Origin of the sequence: Achromobacter sp. ACM01, from assembly GCF_014851745.1 — a bacterium.
Classification (GTDB): Bacteria; Pseudomonadota; Gammaproteobacteria; order Burkholderiales; family Burkholderiaceae_B; genus Achromobacter; species Achromobacter aegrifaciens.
The window spans coordinates 101,501-117,650 of sequence record NZ_JACVAF010000010.1 but is presented as its reverse complement, the minus strand read 5'-3'; the positions used below and the strand labels follow the sequence as shown (position 1 = coordinate 117,650).

Genomic DNA, 16,150 nt, shown 5'->3' with positions numbered 1-16,150 from the left:
TCGGCATCAGTTCAGGCCCGCGCCCTGCAAGCCGCCCGTCAGGCGCTTTTCCAGCCAGTTGGCCAGTCGCAGCAGCGGGTAGCAGTAAATGAAGTAGATGGCGGCGATCATGCCGTAGATGAACAGCGACTTGGCCGGGAAGGTGATGATGAAGACCTCGCCCTGCCGCGTCAGCTCGGTGATGCCCACCACCGACAGAATGGCCGTGCTTTTGATCAGCATGACGTAGACGCCGCTCATGGGCTGCACGATCAGGCGCATGGCCTGTGGCAGGATGACCAGGCGCAGGATCTGGAACGGCCGCAGGCCCAACGTCATCGCGCCTTCGGTCTGGCCGCGCGGCACGGCCTGGATCGCGCCCATGACGATTTCCGCGACATAGCAGGACGTGTAGACCGACAACGATACGAAGGCGGCCGTGCCGGAATCCCAATGCAGCATCTCGATGCCCGAGCTGGGCAGCACGAAATAGAAGATGTAGAGCTGCACCAGGAACGGCGTGCCGCGCAGGATGTGGATGTACAGGCCCAGCAGCTGGTGCACGCCGCGGATGCGGTAGCTGCGGATCACGCCGATCACGAAGCCCAGCAGGGATCCCGCGATGATGGCCACGAAGGAGATCTTCAGGGTCTCCCAGAAGCCTTTCAGCAGGAAGGGCAGCACGACGCCCGCGGTGGAGAGATAGGAATCCAGCATGCTTACCTCGCGTTCCAGGCGGGCCCCGCCAGCCAGATGCTCACGCCGCGCGACAGCAGCAGCATGCAGGCATAGATCAGCAGATAGCCGGCCGCGATGGTCAGGAAGCTTTCGTTGGGCACGATGCGGTCGCTGTTCATCTGCACGCCGGCCGCGACCAGTTCGAACACCGTGATCAGTGACAGCAGCGAGGTGTCCTTGATCAGCACGGCGGTCTGGCCCAGGAGCGGCGGCAGCGTATTGGCGAAAGCCTGCGGCAGCACCACGTAGCGCAGGCGCTGGTGGTAATTCATGCCGCAGGCCTTGGCGCCTTCGATCTGGCCGCGCGGCACGGATTCGATGCCCACGCGGATGATTTCGCTCATGTAGGCCGCATGATGCAGCGTCATGGCGAGGATGCCCAGCAGCATCTCGCTCCAGCCCTTGGCGCCCGGCACCAGCATGGGCACCGCGTAATAGACCAGGTAGATCTGCACCAGCAAGGGGGTTGAACGGATGAATTGCACATACGCCGCCACCGGCCGCCAGATGGCGGCGCGGGGCGACATATGGGCAAGCGCCAGCGGGATGCCGGCCAGCACCGACAGCACCAGGCTTGCGCCCGCCGCGATCAGGGTGTTGGCCAGGCCGGTGGCGAACTGGCCCGTGTACTGGCTGACGATGCGCCAGTTATAGAAGTCGAGCAGCCAGTCCATGGGCTCAGTGGTCTTTCTTCCAGTCCGTGGAGTACCAGTACTTCACCTGTTCTGGCAGCGTGTTGTCGGCCGTCTTCAGCGTCTGCCAGTTGTCCAGCCAGAACTTCAGGCGGAAGGCGTTGGGACCGACGGCGAAGGCCAGCGGCTCGCGCACCATGATGCCGTCCAGCACGCGCAGGTTGCCGAAGTCGACCAGGAACTGGTTGGCGGTGGACAACGACATGATGCCGGCGTCCAGGCGGCCGCTGGACAGGGCTTGCCCCACGGGTGCGCTACCGCCCGAAAACTCCTTCATGGTGGCCTTGGGCAGCATCTTCTTGCCCACTTCCGCATAGGTGCTGGCGCCCAGCACGCCCACGGTCACGCCGTCCTTGTTGAGTTCCTCGTACGATTTGTAGGGCGAATCCTTGGGCACCACGGCCACGGTATCGGCGTAGAACATCGGCGTGGAGAACAGTACCTGGGCCGCGCGCTGCGGGGTCGGCGTCATGTCGGCGGCCACCATGTCGGCCTTGCCGGACAAGAGCGCGGGAATCAGGCCCTTCCACTCGTAGTCCTGCAGCACCAGCTTCACGCCCAGGTCGTCGGCCATGCGCTTGGCCACTTCCACGGCCAGGCCGGTGCGCTTGCCGCTCTTGTCCATGAAGCTCATCAGCGGCCCGGAGGTCTGCACCGCGACGCGCAACTCGCCGCGCTTGAGGATGTCGGCCAGCTCGTCCGCTTGCGCGGGCAAGGCGACAGTGGCGGCCGCCAGGGCGATGCCGGCCATGCCCAGCCATTGTTTGATTTTCAGCATTTCCTACCCCTTGTGGTGAATGGACTCACATCATTCCGGGCAAAGCACAGAGCGCCGGCAGCGCCCGGATCAGCCGGACCGGCCCTGGTTACCGCCGGGCGCCGCACATGCGGACGACCCGTTGCTTCCTTGCTGCTAGGAACTACAGAATCTTTTCCAGGAAAGCGCGGGTGCGCGCTTCCCTGGGGTGGCCGAACACCTCGTCCGGCGTGCCCATTTCCACGATGCGGCCCGCGTCCATGAAGAGCGCGCGGTCGCCCACGTCGCGGGCGAAGCCCATCTCATGGGTCACCACGGCCATGGTCATGCCGTCGCGCGCCAGCGCGCGCATCAGTTCAAGAATGCCGCCCACGGTTTCGGGGTCGAGCGCCGACGTGGCCTCGTCGAACAACATCAGCTTGGGGTCCATGGCCAGCGCCCGCGCGATCGCCACGCGCTGCTGCTGGCCGCCGGAGAGCTGGCTGGGATAGCGCGCACCGTAGTCGCCCATGCCCACGCGGCCCAGCAGTTCGCGCGCGTAGCGCTCGGCGTCGGCGCGGGCGCGCCCGCGCACCACGCGTTGGGGTAGCGCGACGTTGTCCAGCGCAGTACGGTGTTGGAACAGATTGAAGTGCTGGAACACCATGCCGACTTCGGTGCGCCAGCGGTTGACGTCGGTGGCCGGGTCGGTGAGCGACACGCCGTCCACGCGGATGGCGCCGCTGTCGATGCTCTCCAGTCCGTTGAGCGTGCGCAGCAAGGTGCTCTTGCCGGATCCGGAGGGGCCGACCACCACCATGACCTCGCCGCGGCCGAGCTGGCAGTCGATGCCGTCCAACGCCAGATGCGGGGCCTGCCCGTCGCGTTGATAGGTCTTGCTGACTGCCTGGACTACCAGCAGAGGTTCCGCCACGGATCCACCTTCGTATGAGTGCTGCCCTGGTTAAAAAGGTTTCGCAATTCACGCTGGAGTTTCGTATAGTAAATTTTTTTCCAGAATCGCCACTTAGGCATAACCCTTAAGCGAAGACAGGCTCTTCGCAGGCAACCCAAGGAACCGGCATGGACACTCCCCAAGACATCCTGCGCGCGCTCGGGCTGAACCCGGAATCGCTCACTGGCGGCACGCTGCGCGCGCGCAGCCCGATAGACGGCGTCGAGCTGGCTCAGGTGCATGAGCACACGGTGGCCCAGGCCCATTCCGCCATCACCCGCGCGCGCCAGGCCAGCCTGGCGTGGCGCGACGTGCCGGCGCCGCGCCGCGGCGAGCTGCTGCGCCTGTTCGGCGAAACGCTGCGTCAGCACAAGCGCGAGCTGGGCCGCCTGGTGAGCCTGGAAGCCGGCAAGATCGTGGCCGAAGGCGAAGGCGAAGTGCAGGAGATGATCGACATCTGCGACTTCGCCGTGGGCCTGTCACGCCAGCTGTACGGTCTGACCATCGCTTCTGAACGCCCCGGCCACCGCATGATGGAAACCTGGCATCCGCTGGGCGTGGTCGGCGTGATCAGCGCGTTCAACTTCCCCGTCGCCGTGTGGTCCTGGAACGCCGCGCTGGCGCTGGTCTGCGGCAACGCCGTGGTCTGGAAGCCGTCGGAAAAAACCCCGCTGACCGCGCTGGCCTGCCAGGCGCTCTTCGCACAGGCCGCGCAACGCTTCGGCGACGCGCCCCCCGGCCTGTCCGAAGTGCTGATCGGCGGACGCGACATCGGCGAAGCGCTGGTGGATTCGCACGCCGTGGCCCTGGTCTCGGCCACCGGTTCGACCCGCATGGGCCGCCAGGTGGGGCCGCGCGTGGCGCAGCGCTTTGGCCGCGTGCTGCTGGAGCTGGGCGGCAACAACGCCATCATCGTCGGCCCCACGGCCGACCTGGACATGGCCGCGCGCGGCATCGTGTTCGGCGCCATCGGCACGGCCGGCCAGCGCTGCACCACCACGCGCCGTCTGATCGTGCACGAGAGCGTGGCCGAAGATCTGGTGCAACGCCTGCACAAGGCCTATGCCAGCGCCACCATCGGCAACCCGCTGGAAAGCGGCACGCTGGTCGGTCCGCTGATCGACCGCGTGTCCTATGACGCCATGCAGGCGGCGCTGACGGCGGCGCGCGAACAAGGCGGCAAGGTCACGGGAGGCGAGCGCGTGCTGGCCGAGCAATATCCCGACGCCTGGTACGTGCGTCCCGCCATCGCCGAAATGCCGGGCCAGACCGACGTGGTCTGCCACGAGACCTTCGCGCCTATCCTCTACGTGATGCGCTACGCCGACTTCAACCAGGCGCTGGCCTTGCAGAATGGCGTGCCGCAGGGCCTGTCGTCGGCCATCTTCACCAATGACCTGCGCGAAGCCGAGACCTTCCTGTCGGCGGCCGGCTCGGACTGCGGCATCGCCAACGTCAATATCGGCACCTCGGGCGCCGAGATCGGCGGCGCGTTCGGCGGCGAAAAGGAAACCGGCGGCGGCCGCGAATCGGGTTCGGACGCCTGGCGCAACTACATGCGCCGCGCCACCAACACGATCAACTATTCGCGCCAGCTGCCGTTGGCCCAGGGCATCAAGTTCGGCGAATAAGCCCGCGCGCAACGCTGTCCCCACAAGCCCCCGCCATGCGCGGGGGCTTACGCTTTCTACATACGATTAGCCTGCCTTACAAACTGTAGCGGGGGTCGATGCTACATTTCCTGGTCACAAAACTACGTTATGACCAGATGACCATCAGCCGTCCTGCACGATCCGCCCTCCCCCTGCGCACCCTGGCCGCCGCCCTGGCCATGGGCCTGGCGGGCGCAGCCACCGCGGGCGTGTCGTACCGGCTGGATCGCCCCTCGGCCGCCCCCGGAGAGACCGTCACCATCGAGGCGGTGTACTTCAACGAAGGCACTTCCCGCTCCACCTGGGAAGCGCCACCGGAACTGGTGCTGCAATGGCGCGGCCAGGACGGCCAGATCGTGCGCAGCCTGGCCAAGCTGCGCGGCGGCACGGCCAGCTTCAGCGTGCCCGTCAACAACTTCGCGCGCATGGCCTGGACCGCCGTCGTGCCCGCCACGGCCCAGGGCCTGCAGGCCGTATCCATCGAAGGCCAGCCCGCGATGATGGCGCTGGACGCCACCGGCCGCGACAGCGGCACCCTGGCCAGCACGCCCGCGCGCGGCCCGGTGGTGGACGCCAGCAGCGGAGAACCCGTGCCCGCCGCCGCCGTGGCCGCGGTCGGCGCATCGCCCGAAGGCGGCCCCTCGCCCGACGCGTCCGCCGTGCCGACGGTACAGCAGCAGACCGCGTTCGACCGCTTCCGCAGTTCCATTTCCGAATACAAGCCGGTGTACTTCGACGTCGGCACCCGCGGGCAGACCACCGCGCGCTTTCAGATCAGCGCCAAGTACCGACTCTTCAGCCCCGCGGGCGACCGTCCCGCGACCTGGGACGAGAATTTCTACCTGGCGTACACGCAGACCTCGCTGTGGGACCTGGAAGGCGATTCCATGCCCTTCATCGACACCACCTTCAATCCCAGCGCCTTCTGGCTGTCCGACAACATCTGGCAGTCCGCCAGCCAGAACTGGCGCTTCGGCATGAATACCGGCGTCGAGCACAACTCCAACGGCAAGGACGGCGAGGATTCGCGCTCGCTCAACGACGGCTATATCGAGCCGCGCTTCCATTACCGCTTCGACGGCGGCAGCACGCTCACCTTTGCGCCGCGAGTCAAGGCCTACTTCGGCGTCGCCAGCGAGAACAGCGACTATGCCGACTACGCCGGCCACGTCGACTGGCAATTGCGCTGGGCCCAGGACAATGGCGCAGTCATCTCCGCCATGTACCGCCAGGGCGACCAGAAGCGCCGAACCACCCAGCTCGATTTCGCCTGGCCGCTGCAGCGCACCTGGCTGAACATGAACGGCTACCTGCATCTGCAGTACTTCAACGGCTACGGCGAAACGCTGCTGGGCTACAACCAGCGCAACGAATCGCAGTTCCGCATCGGCCTGTCGCTGGTGCCGTAAGGCGCGCCGCCAGACTCGCGTAGGCGTCCTAGCCTTCCACCGCCAGCTCTTCCCAGCCCAGTTCGCGGGTGCGCTCCAGCGCCACCGTGACCTGGGCGGCGGCCGAGCGCACCGCCTCGACCAGCACCTGCCCGTTCAGCAGTTGCGCCGTAACGCCGGCCATGAACACGTCGCCAGTGCCGTGCACCGAAGGCGGTATCGCAATCTCCGGATGCGTCACGACCGTGGCCTGATCCCGCGTCACCACCGCCAGCTGCAAGGTGCCGGCCGCGGCGGCCATGGGCGCGGCGCTGGTCACGACTATCCAGTCCGGACCGCGCGCGATCAGTTCGCGCGCCGCCGCCACGACCTCGTCGATCGACGACAGGGCGCGCCCCACCAGCAACTCCAGCTCGAAGTGGTTCGGCGTCATGCCGTCGGCCAGCGGCACCAGCAGGTCCCGGTATTGTTCGACCAGGCCTTCGTTCACGTACAGCCCGTCGTTACGGTCGCCCATGACGGGGTCGATGTGCACCTTCAGATCAGGCCGGGATGCGCGCAGCGCAGGCAGCCAGCCGGCCAGAAGCCCGGCCTGCCCGGGTTGGCCCAGGTATCCGCAGACCACCGCGCGCGCAGTCCGGGTGACGCCGCGCTCGTCCAGGCCCTGCAACAGGCCCTCGAACCAGTCCAACGGCACCGCGCCGCCATGCAGGGTCGGATAGTGCGGCGTGTTGCTCAGGATCACGGTAGGCACCGCGATCGCGTGCAGGCCGGCCTTGCGGAAGACGGGCATGGCGGCGTTGTTGCCGACGCAGCCGTACACGACCTGGGATTGGACGGAAACGATATCCACCTGCGCGGTAACGGCGGGGATTGCGCTCATGGGGCTGGCTCCTGGGCTGCCGCGGTCTACGCGGCGCTACATGCGGGTGATGAAATAGATCTTCTTGACGAACTGGTCCACTTCCCAGCGGCCGGTATAGCCTTCGGGCATGACGAAAGCCTCGCCCACGGTCAGTTCATGCACGGTGCCGTCCGGATCGACCAGGCGCGCCGCGCCTTCGACGATGTAGCCGAACTCGATATAGCCCGTGGTGTTGGACTGGAACACGCCCGCGGTGCTTTCCCAGACGCCGGCTTCAGCCTTGCCGCCGTTGCCTTCGAAGGCAGTCACGGTGCGGAACGCCGCGTCGCCCGAGATCGGGCGGCGGGGCTTTCCAGGCACCGGATTCTTCATGGGGCCGGCATCGATGCGGACGAGCCGCGATTGATCGTTCTTCATGGCACTCCTGTATGCGGATAGATGATGAGTCCGAAGGCCTGCTCAGTGCGAGGCCACCACCAGCACCTCGGCCATGGCCCGGCTGACGGTGCGCATGCGGTGCGGCAGTTCGGAGTCGAAATAGACGGAATCCCCGGTCTCCAGGCGGAACTGGCGTTCGCCCACATGGACCTCGATGGCGCCCTTGAGCACCAGCAGGAATTCCTCGCCGGGGTGCGGAAACACCGCGGTCGCATCGGGAAAATCGCGGGGCGGATGCACCACAAAAGGCTCCATCGCCTTGACCTTGCGGCGACCGGCCAGCGACTCGTAGTGATACTCGGTGCCCAGCCCCCGGCGCTGCAAGGCTTCGCGGTCCGCCACCCGCACCACGCTGACCACTTCTTCCTGCGCAGCATCGTCCGTGCCCACCAGCTCCGACACGCCCAGGCCATAGGCTTCCGCCAGCCGCAACACGGTGGAAATGGAGGGTTCGCTCAGGCCCCGCTCCAGTTTGGAGAGGTAGCTCTTGGTCAATCCGGTGCGCTGCGCCAGCTGTTCCAGGGACAGGGTTTGCTGGCGACGCAGGGCGCGCAGGCGGTGCGGCAGGTCTATCATGGACGGGGTTGCAAAAATACGGTCGCGGAATACGACCGGTAAGCATGCCCTAATCCGGCCCTGCCGTCGAGCCGGCCCCGCCCGCCGCCGCCATCAGGCCAGCACGTCGGGATGCGCCCGCAGCGCGCGCCGCGCATAGTACGAAAAGCCGACCTGCGAACGCTTGGGCGTCAGGATCCAGTCATGGGCCTCGCGGCCCAGCGCCGGCGGAATGGGCTGGATCTTGCCGGCGGCCATGGCCAGCAACTGCATGCGGGCGGCGCGCTCGAACTGCAGCGCCAGCACGCAGGCCTCTTCCACCGAACCCGCCGCAATCAGCATGCCGTGGTGCGACAGCAGGATGGCGCGTTTCGAACCCAGCGCGGCCGAGATGATCTCCCCTTCCTCGTTGCCCACCGGCACGCCGGGCCAATCCTTCAGGAAGGCCACGTCGTCGTACAGCGGGCAGTTGTCCATATGCGAGATTTCCAGCGGCACCTCCAGCATCGACAACGAAGCCGCGTGCAGCGGATGCGTGTGGATGATGCAGTTCACGTCCGGACGCGCGCGGTAGATCCAGGAGTGAAAACGGTTGGCCGGATTGGGCATGCCGCCGCCTTCCTGCACGCGCAGGTCTTCGTCCACCAGCAGCAGATTGCTGGCGGTGATCTCGTCAAAGCCCAGGCCCAGGCGTTGCGTGAAATAGCGGTTCGGCTCCGGCGCGCGCGCCGTGATCTGTCCGGCCAGGCCGGAGTCATGCCCGCCGTCGAACAGGATGCGGCAGGTCAGCGCCAGGCGCTCGCGCAGGCTCCAGTCGGGCGTCTCGAACTGGCGCTGCATTTCGGCTTTCGCCCGCGCGATCAGTTCGTCCTTGCCCAGGTGCATCGTATCGGCCATCGTCGTCACTCCTAAGATAGTGTCTCTGTCATGCCGCTTCGATCAGCGGCGTAAACCCTGGCAAGGCGCGCATGCGCGCCAGCCAGGCATCGATATGGGTAAAGCCGGACAGGTCGTAACCGCCCTCGGCCGCCATGCTCGTATAGGGATACAGCGCAACGTCGGCAATGGTCGGCGCGGTACCCACCAGATAATCGCGGCCGGCCAGATGCGCGTCCATCAACGCGGCCGCCTTCATGCCGATCTCGCGCCACGCCCGCATCGCCGGGTCGTCCACCTGCGCGGTGTTGCGCAGATGGATCAGCAGGCGCGGCTGCGCAAAGGCGTGCATGTGCTGGGTCTGCTCGAAACTGAGCCAGCTGCTGACCTGCGACTGCTCCAGGCGGCCGGCGGGCAGCCAGGGCGTGCCCATCGCCAGATACCAGAGTATCGCCTGCGACTCGGCCAGCCACTCGCCCTCCGGCGTCAGCAAGGCCGGCACCTGGCGCCACGGATTGATGCGCGCGAACGCCTCGGTCTCTAGGTCGCCCTGCACGATGTCGAAGGTGCGCCGCTTGATCGGCAGCCCCATGTAGCCGCAGGCCAGCCGGATCTTCCAGGCATTGCCCGAACGCAGCGTATCGGCCAGTTCCAGCGGCTTGCCCGCCAAGGGATGCGGTATCTGGTTCATCGTCAGTCCATCTTGATGTTGGCGCGCTTCACGATCTCGGTCCACTTGGCCTTCTCCCCGGCGATGAAGCGTTGGTACTCGTCCGGCTTGCCCGTGTACAGCTGCGTCCCCTGCGACGCCAGCCGGTCCTTCAATTCCGGCGACGCCAGCGTCTTCTGCAGCGCCGCGTTCAGCTTTTCCATCACGTCGGGCGGCGTGCCTGCGGGCGCGAAGAACGCGTTCCACGAGCTGATCTGCAGGGCCGCGTCGCCCACCTCGCTGCTGGCGGGCACGTCCGGCGCGGACGGCAGGCGCTTGTCGGCGGCCACCGCCAGCGCGCGCAGCTTGCCAGACGCCGCATGTGGCATGATCACCGGGCTGGCGTCCATCACCACGTCGACCTGCTCGCCGATGGCGGCATTGACGGCTTCGCTACCGCTCTTGAACGGCACGTGCACGATGTCCAGCCCGGCCGTCAGCTTCAGCAGCTCCAGGCCCAGGTGCGGCGAACTCGCATTGCCCGCCGAACCGAAGTTCAGCTTGGCCGGATTGGCCTTGGCATAGGCCACGAACTCGCCAAAAGTCTTGGCCGGCACGCCCGCACGCACGGCCAGCAAATACGGCGATCCCGACACCATACCCACCGGCGCGAACTTGTCCGCGTCATAGCTGAGCTTGCTGTAGATCAGCGGGTTGACCACCTGCGTGCCCACCGTACCCATGAAGATCGTATAGCCATCGGCCGGCGAGGTGGCGGCCACCTGCGCCGCGATCACTCCGCCCGCGCCCGGCCGGTTCTCGATCACGATGCTCTGCCCCAGCGCGTCGCCCATGCCCTTGCCGACCTGACGCGCCACGATGTCCGTGATCCCCCCCGCGCCGAAAGGCACCACCAGCCGGATCGGCCGGTCCGGATAGGCCGCCTGGGCCCCATTGCCCGCCATTGCCGCAACCAACGCCAGCGCGCCGGCGATTCCCGAAATCTTCATGTCATCCCCCTACGGGCGCCGCCTATCGGCACCATCATGACACGAAGTGTCCTATAGGAGATTGATTTTCCGCAAGGAAAATGAGTTTAGGGAAAACCCTGGGCCGCAGGAATATAGTTCGCCTTTGAAGTTCGCCTTTTGGCTTTGGCGCGCGAGGCCCGGCATTGCGCACGCATCTTGCGCTCGTCTCTGCGCATGGAGACGCAGCGTCATGCTGACGCTGCGGTGCCAATACTGGGAAGTACGCGGATCAGACCGGGCGGTGACACACCGCTTCTATGTTGTAGCCATCCGGGTCCAGGATGAACGCGCCGTAATAATGCGGGTGGTATTGCGGACGCAAGCCAGGCCCGCCGTTATCGCGCCCTCCAGCCGCCAGCGCCGCCTGGTGAAAGGAATCGACCTCGGCACGGCTGCGGGCGCGAAAAGCCAGATGCACGCGCGGGGTGCTGGGCGTGCCCTGATGGATCCAGAATTCGCCGCCCGGGTCTTCAGACTCGTGAGGCTGGCCTACTCCGAAGCCCATCCCGGTCGCGAGCACTTTGCGCGGTATGTAGCCTAGCGCCGCGAGCGCGCTGCGGTAGAACATCCGGCTGCGCTCGAAGTCGCTCACGTGAATTTCGACATGATCCAGCATGCGCTGACCCTTCGGAAAGCGGCCCCAGCGGGCCAGAAAGATCAGGATAGGTCAGTTGGCAAGTCAGGGAAGCTTCGATTTGCAACGCGGGCCTCGCGATTCTTCCGCAATTCGCGCACCGCAAGCGCAACTCCGGCTCGCCGCGATCAACGCTCAAACGCGGCCTGCGACACTCGTTTGGGAGAACGGAATGATCTTGCGCTCCATCAGCACCCTCAGCCAGTGCTTCACGCACGCCTCGGTGTCGTAGGTTTGCGTGAAGCCCGCCTGCTTGATCTTGACCGTGCTGACAAATGCGGGCGCGGGCGGGGTCTTCAGGCCATAGCCGAAACGGGCGTCGGCGGAGTAATGGGATTCGCCAAGGATCTGCGCCATACTCAGCGGCCGCAAGCCATGCTGCTTGACGATCTCGTTCCACAGGTCCGCCCGGCCGGGCAGGTACTCGGCCAGGCGCAGGGGCTGGTCCGGACCCGCTTCGACGTCCAGGAACTCCGCCAGGGACGGCCATAGGTCATGCCAGCTGAACACTTCGCCGTTGGTAAGGTTGTAGTGCTCGTTCCAGGACGCCGGATTCTCCGCCGCCCAGACGCCTGCATCGCCGATCAGGCGCGCGTCCACGGCTTCACGCGGATAGGAAATGTGGCCGGGATAGCAGAACGGCTTGCCTTCGGCGCGGCACACTGCCGCGTAGACGCCTATGACCGGCACCGTGTTCATGGCCACGCCCACATTGGGGCCCAGCACGATGGTGGGACGGAATATCGTCCAGCCAAAGCCGGACTGCGCGGCCTTTTCCCGGATGTAGTCTTCCTGGAACCAGTACGAGTTCGGATGATCGTCCCGCGGCTGGCGTTCGCGCGCCGGCGTGCGGATGGGATGCAGGTGTACGCCATAGGCCTTGGTACCCTGCAGCACGCTGACATGCTGCAGCCTGCCGCTGGCGGCCAACGGCTCGATGACGTTCCTCATCATGCCCAGGTTGGTGGCCATCTGCTCGGGATCCTGCCAGCCGGCGATGAGCCCTGGCTTCTCATAGACGGCCGCATAGAAAACGTGCGTGGCTTCAGGCATATCCCCGAAGGCGCGGCGGCAAGCCTCCGCGTCCTGCAGATCGACCGGCAGATGGGTGTACGGCCGTTGGCTGATGATCTCCGGACGCCGGCGGGAAACCGCGATGACTTCCCAGCCCGCGTTGAGGAATGAATCGACGGCAGCGGAGCCGACCAGCCCGCTGGCGCCAGTAACGATTACGGTGCGTGACATGATTCCGTCAATCCATGACCAGGTTGATCTGCTTGAACAATTCCTTGAAACGGACGTACTCGTCCGCCATGCGCTTGCCGAAGTCCGCCCGGCTGTCCGCTGAAGGAACGATACCGAGGCCGGCGAATTTCTCCTGGGTTTCCGGGTTGTTCACGGCCTTGACGATTTCGTCGTGGAGACGGTCCAGGATCGCCTGCGGCGTGCCGGCAGGCGCGACGATGCCATACCAGGCGACGCTCTCCGCACCGGGCAGTCCGGCTTCGGCAACAGTGGGGACGTCCGGCAGCAAGGGCGAACGCTTGGTATCGGCCACGGCCAGGGCGCGCAGCTGGCCGGACTTCACGAACGACAGGATGGGCGGCACGCCGCTGATGACCATCTGGGTGCGCCCGCCCAGGGTGTCCGTAATCGCATCGCTGTTGCCCTTGTAGGGCACGTGCAGGATTTCGGTCTTGGACAAGTGCTGGAACAGCTCGCCGGCGATATGACCGCTGGTGCCGACGCCAGCCGAGGCGTAGTTGACCTTGTTCGGATTGACCTTGATGTAGGCAATCAGCTCCTTCAGGTTGGTCACCGGAATCGACGGGTTGACCAGGATGACGTTCGGTCCCGTCGCCACCAGGGCAACCGGCGCCAGATCCTTGAGCGGGTCATAGGGCATCTTGCTGCGGGCATTGGGATTGACCGTGATCGGCCCGGCCGAGGCGAAGCCGATGGTGTAGCCGTCCTTGCCGGACTTGGCGACGATGTCGGTGGCCAGGTCGCCGCCGGCGCCGGGCTTGTTCTCTACGATCACCGGCTGGCCGAGTTGCTCGGCCAGGGGCTTGGCCACCAGGCGCGCAATGATGTCGATGGAACTGCCGGGGCCGAAGGTGGCGATCAGGCGTATGGGGCGCGCAGGGTACGCATCGGCGGCCTGCGCGCCTGTGACGGCGGCCAGGCTCAGGGCCAGGCCGGCGATCAATCGAAAAGCAATCATGATGTTGTCTCCCATGGATAGTGGTTTTTTTGCGGATCGTGTTCGCGGCGCGCGGCTCAGTCCCGGTGCGAGTACATCCGCTTGCCGGGATGCGGCAGCCGGGCGCGCAGGATGACGCCCTGCTCCGCTTCGGTGATGAACAAGGAGCGCCCGTCCTCGCCGCCGAAAGCGACGTTGGTGGTGCGCAGGCCCGCGCAGGAACGGATGCGGTAGAGGGGTTCGCCCAGCGGGCTGAACAGCCATACGGTGCCCGCCTGCGCGTGGACGATGGCCAGGTTGCCGGCCTCATCCAGGGCCATGCCATCCGGCCCGGCCGTGCTGCCCGATAGCTGGATGAAACGGCTGGCCTTCTTCATCTGGCCATCCGGCTCCAGCCGCAGGGCGTAGATGGCGTTGTCGTGCGTGATGGCCACGTAGAGCACGTTCTCGGCCTTGTTCATGACCAGGCCGTTGGGGCCCGCCAGGCCATCCATGATGAGGTCCACCGTCTCGCCGTCGGCGCGCAGGCGGAACACGCGGCCGGTGGGGTTTTCCAAGGCGCTTTCACCCTGATCGGTGAAGTACAGGTCGCCGTTGGAAGCGAAGAACAGATCGTTCAGTCCCTTCAAGCCTTCCCGCCGCACGTGCTGCAGGTAGGGCCGGATGCTGCGGGTCTCGGGATCCAGAAGCATCAGGCCATGCAGATGGTCGGCAACGAAGATGCGGCCGTCGCGATGGATCTTCAGGCCGTTGGGTTCGCCTTCGTAGCTGACGATGACCTCGAAATTGCCTGCCGGATCCACGCGCAGGATGCGTCCATGCGCCAGGTCGACGCACCAGAGATTGCCCAAGCGATCGAAGGCGGGCCCCTCCAGAAAGGAGTGCATCTTCACATGGCGCGCGGCGAGCCAGGTCGAGGCTTGATCGGTCAGGTGCAGGGATTCGGGCAGCCGGGCGTAGACCTCGGTGCCCATGGGTTCAGCGGGAGGGTACATTGCTGTTCCTTTCAGGATTGCGATGGGCTGGCCGGAAGCTCGATTCCCAGCATCAACGAACTGAGCGACTTGCCATGGGGATCCAGGCGCAGCGAGCGCGTGACGCCGCCGGACAGTACGTCCGGGATGACAAAGTTCAGCGCCCTCAGGCTTTCGACCTCGTAGCGCCTCACCTTTCCTGCTCCCAGATGGGCAAAAGCCTGCTCGACCCGCTCGGCGGTAAGCGCCTGGCGCAGCAGGCGCCAGGCGTCCTCGTCGTAGGCAATGACGGCGATGCTCGAGGTATTGCCCTTGTCGCCAGCGCGCGCATGCGCAAGGTCATGAACCAGAATGCTCATGGTCAGGCTCCCACCGTAATGACTTCGGGCGTGACCCAGTCGCGCGGAATCAACAGGGCGTCCACGGCTATGACTTCCTTGGCGCCCAGGTTGACGGGACCGCCTGCGCCATAAGGTCCCTGCATGTTCAGTTGCCGCACGTGATCCCCCAACAAGTGCGCGCTCTTTTTGTCGGGACAGCGGGCCGACACGCGCAGCCGGACTTCGTAGGGGTGGCCGGCGACGGCCTGCGGATGATCGCCATGCAGGCTGCTCACGCCGATCAGATCGACCTGGATCTCGCTGGCCGCGCCGCCGTCGAGCCGGAACCGCTCTTTCACCGTGTCGGCCGCCAGCCGCGCCCGCGCGATCGCGTTCACGCCTGCATAGGCGACCTCGCCAGTGCCTATCCAGCCATCGAAGTAGCCGACCACGACCTTGTAGCTATCGGTGCGCGGCGCGGCGCGTATGCCGCGCACGGCCACGCGGTCTGCGTGCTGCTCTTCAAAATGCAGGCCTTCCAGGCTCAACACGCAATCTGGCGTGATGTAGGCCGAGGGATCATGGATTTCGTATAGCGCCTGCTCGGTACAGGTCATGCGGTCGAGGCGGCCGCCCGAGCCGGCGGGCTTGCCTATGTACAGTTCGCCGTCGCTGTAAAGATCGGCATAGGGATAAGCCAGTTCGGCCAGGCGGGGCACGTCTTTCTTTCCCGGGTCGGCGAAATAGCCGCCGGTGATCTGCGCGGAACACTCCAGCAGGTGGCCCATGATGGTGCCCGCCGCCAGCTTGGGCAGGTCCTCGTAGCTCCAGCCGTGATGATGCAGGGCAACGCCCAGAAACAGCGAGGGATCGGCGACCCGGCCCGTCAACACCACGTGCGCGCCGGTGGCCAGCGCATCGCGGACCACATCGGCGCCCAGGTAGGCATTTGCCGAGGCCAGCTGGGGCAGGATCGCCTCCAGCGGCAGATCGCGATCCAGCAGGCGCAGTTCAGGATGCAGGCGCACGCGCTCGGCCACGTCGTCGCCGACTACGGCGGCGCACTTGAGCTCCCGCCATCCCAAGGCGTGTCCTATGTCCAGCGCGGCCTGCGCGGCGCCGGCCGGATTGGCCGCGCCCATGTTGGACACCAGCCGTACACCTTTCTCCCGGCACGCCGGCAGGAAGGCACGCATGCGCTCCTCCAGCATCGGGTTGTAGCCGTGAGCGCCGTCATGCTTGCGTGACAGCGTTTCGCGCGCAATGGTCCGTTCGGCCAGGCATTCGCACACCAGGTAATCGATATCGCAGTCTTCCAGCAGCGGCATGGCCGGACCGATGCGGTCGTCCGCCATGCCGGCCCCTACGCCGATGCGCAGCCGCTTGCGCGGTTCATTCATGTCTGTCTCCGTCCGTATTGCTACTTTGCGGCCTAGTATGCTGCGGCCAGCCTGATCTGAAAATT

General features: G+C 65.9%; 18 protein-coding genes. 2 read left to right on the top strand and 16 right to left on the bottom strand.

Translation table 11 applies throughout. The annotated features are described in order from the left end of the window. Positions 1-6: 6 nt before the first annotated feature. From IB268_RS29730 to IB268_RS29715, 4 genes are all read right to left on the bottom strand, one after another. Positions 7-696 carry an amino acid ABC transporter permease gene (locus IB268_RS29730; RefSeq protein ID WP_054451276.1) on the bottom strand — a complete coding sequence of 230 codons (690 nt, stop codon included), beginning with the start codon at positions 694-696 and terminating at the stop codon, positions 7-9. A 2-nt stretch (positions 697-698) separates the two neighbouring features. Next, positions 699-1,391 (bottom strand): amino acid ABC transporter permease, encoded by a 693-nt coding sequence (locus IB268_RS29725; RefSeq protein WP_054451275.1) that lies wholly within the window; start codon positions 1,389-1,391, stop codon positions 699-701. Between the two features lie 4 nt (positions 1,392-1,395). Beyond that, positions 1,396-2,187: an ABC transporter substrate-binding protein gene (locus IB268_RS29720; RefSeq protein ID WP_054451274.1), complete on the bottom strand. Its 792-nt coding sequence runs from the start codon at positions 2,185-2,187 to the stop codon at positions 1,396-1,398. A gap of 142 nt (positions 2,188-2,329) precedes the next feature. After that, the gene (locus tag IB268_RS29715; RefSeq protein WP_054451273.1) at positions 2,330-3,079 is read right to left on the bottom strand and encodes an amino acid ABC transporter ATP-binding protein; all 750 of its coding nucleotides are present in this window, start codon (positions 3,077-3,079) and stop codon (positions 2,330-2,332) included. A 149-nt stretch (positions 3,080-3,228) separates the two neighbouring features. Between IB268_RS29715 and IB268_RS29710 the strand changes: the two genes are divergently transcribed. Both IB268_RS29710 and IB268_RS29705 read left to right on the top strand, forming a co-directional pair. After that, positions 3,229-4,731, top strand: coding sequence for an aldehyde dehydrogenase family protein (locus IB268_RS29710; protein WP_054451272.1), 1,503 nt, complete (start codon positions 3,229-3,231; stop codon positions 4,729-4,731). A gap of 137 nt (positions 4,732-4,868) precedes the next feature. Beyond that, complete coding sequence (locus IB268_RS29705; RefSeq protein ID WP_175214224.1) at positions 4,869-6,161, top strand: phospholipase A; 1,293 nt, start codon at positions 4,869-4,871, stop codon at positions 6,159-6,161. 28 nt (positions 6,162-6,189) lie between these two features. Here IB268_RS29705 and pdxK read toward each other — a convergent pair whose 3' ends face one another. The 12 genes from pdxK to IB268_RS29645 form a co-directional block, all read right to left on the bottom strand. Further along, a complete protein-coding gene (pdxK, locus tag IB268_RS29700) occupies positions 6,190-7,023 on the bottom strand; it encodes a pyridoxine/pyridoxal/pyridoxamine kinase (protein ID WP_192355241.1) in 834 nt (277 codons plus the stop codon). 36 nt (positions 7,024-7,059) lie between these two features. Continuing rightward, positions 7,060-7,422, bottom strand: coding sequence for a cupin domain-containing protein (locus IB268_RS29695; RefSeq protein ID WP_054451269.1), 363 nt, complete (start codon positions 7,420-7,422; stop codon positions 7,060-7,062). A 42-nt stretch (positions 7,423-7,464) separates the two neighbouring features. Next, entirely contained in the window at positions 7,465-8,019 is a 555-nt protein-coding gene (locus tag IB268_RS29690) for a helix-turn-helix domain-containing protein (protein ID WP_192355240.1), read from the bottom strand. Between the two features lie 93 nt (positions 8,020-8,112). Further along, a complete protein-coding gene (locus IB268_RS29685; RefSeq protein ID WP_054451267.1) occupies positions 8,113-8,895 on the bottom strand; it encodes an aldolase in 783 nt (260 codons plus the stop codon). A gap of 28 nt (positions 8,896-8,923) precedes the next feature. Further along, complete coding sequence (locus IB268_RS29680; RefSeq protein WP_054451266.1) at positions 8,924-9,565, bottom strand: glutathione S-transferase family protein; 642 nt, start codon at positions 9,563-9,565, stop codon at positions 8,924-8,926. A gap of 2 nt (positions 9,566-9,567) precedes the next feature. Continuing rightward, positions 9,568-10,533 (bottom strand): tripartite tricarboxylate transporter substrate binding protein, encoded by a 966-nt coding sequence (locus IB268_RS29675; protein ID WP_175214226.1) that lies wholly within the window; start codon positions 10,531-10,533, stop codon positions 9,568-9,570. A 250-nt stretch (positions 10,534-10,783) separates the two neighbouring features. Continuing rightward, positions 10,784-11,170, bottom strand: a complete 387-nt coding sequence (locus IB268_RS29670) for a VOC family protein (RefSeq protein WP_054451254.1) — start codon at positions 11,168-11,170, stop codon at positions 10,784-10,786. A gap of 153 nt (positions 11,171-11,323) precedes the next feature. Next, a complete protein-coding gene (locus tag IB268_RS29665; RefSeq protein WP_192355239.1) occupies positions 11,324-12,433 on the bottom strand; it encodes an SDR family oxidoreductase in 1,110 nt (369 codons plus the stop codon). 7 nt (positions 12,434-12,440) lie between these two features. Beyond that, positions 12,441-13,412: a tripartite tricarboxylate transporter substrate binding protein gene (locus IB268_RS29660; protein ID WP_192355238.1), complete on the bottom strand. Its 972-nt coding sequence runs from the start codon at positions 13,410-13,412 to the stop codon at positions 12,441-12,443. Between the two features lie 56 nt (positions 13,413-13,468). Next, positions 13,469-14,386, bottom strand: a complete 918-nt coding sequence (locus IB268_RS29655; RefSeq protein ID WP_192355237.1) for an SMP-30/gluconolactonase/LRE family protein — start codon at positions 14,384-14,386, stop codon at positions 13,469-13,471. Between the two features lie 11 nt (positions 14,387-14,397). Beyond that, complete coding sequence (locus tag IB268_RS29650; RefSeq protein ID WP_054451251.1) at positions 14,398-14,724, bottom strand: hypothetical protein; 327 nt, start codon at positions 14,722-14,724, stop codon at positions 14,398-14,400. Positions 14,725-14,726: 2 nt separating this feature from the next. Further along, the gene (locus IB268_RS29645; RefSeq protein ID WP_192330811.1) at positions 14,727-16,085 is read right to left on the bottom strand and encodes an acyclic terpene utilization AtuA family protein; all 1,359 of its coding nucleotides are present in this window, start codon (positions 16,083-16,085) and stop codon (positions 14,727-14,729) included. Positions 16,086-16,150 lie beyond the last annotated feature (65 nt).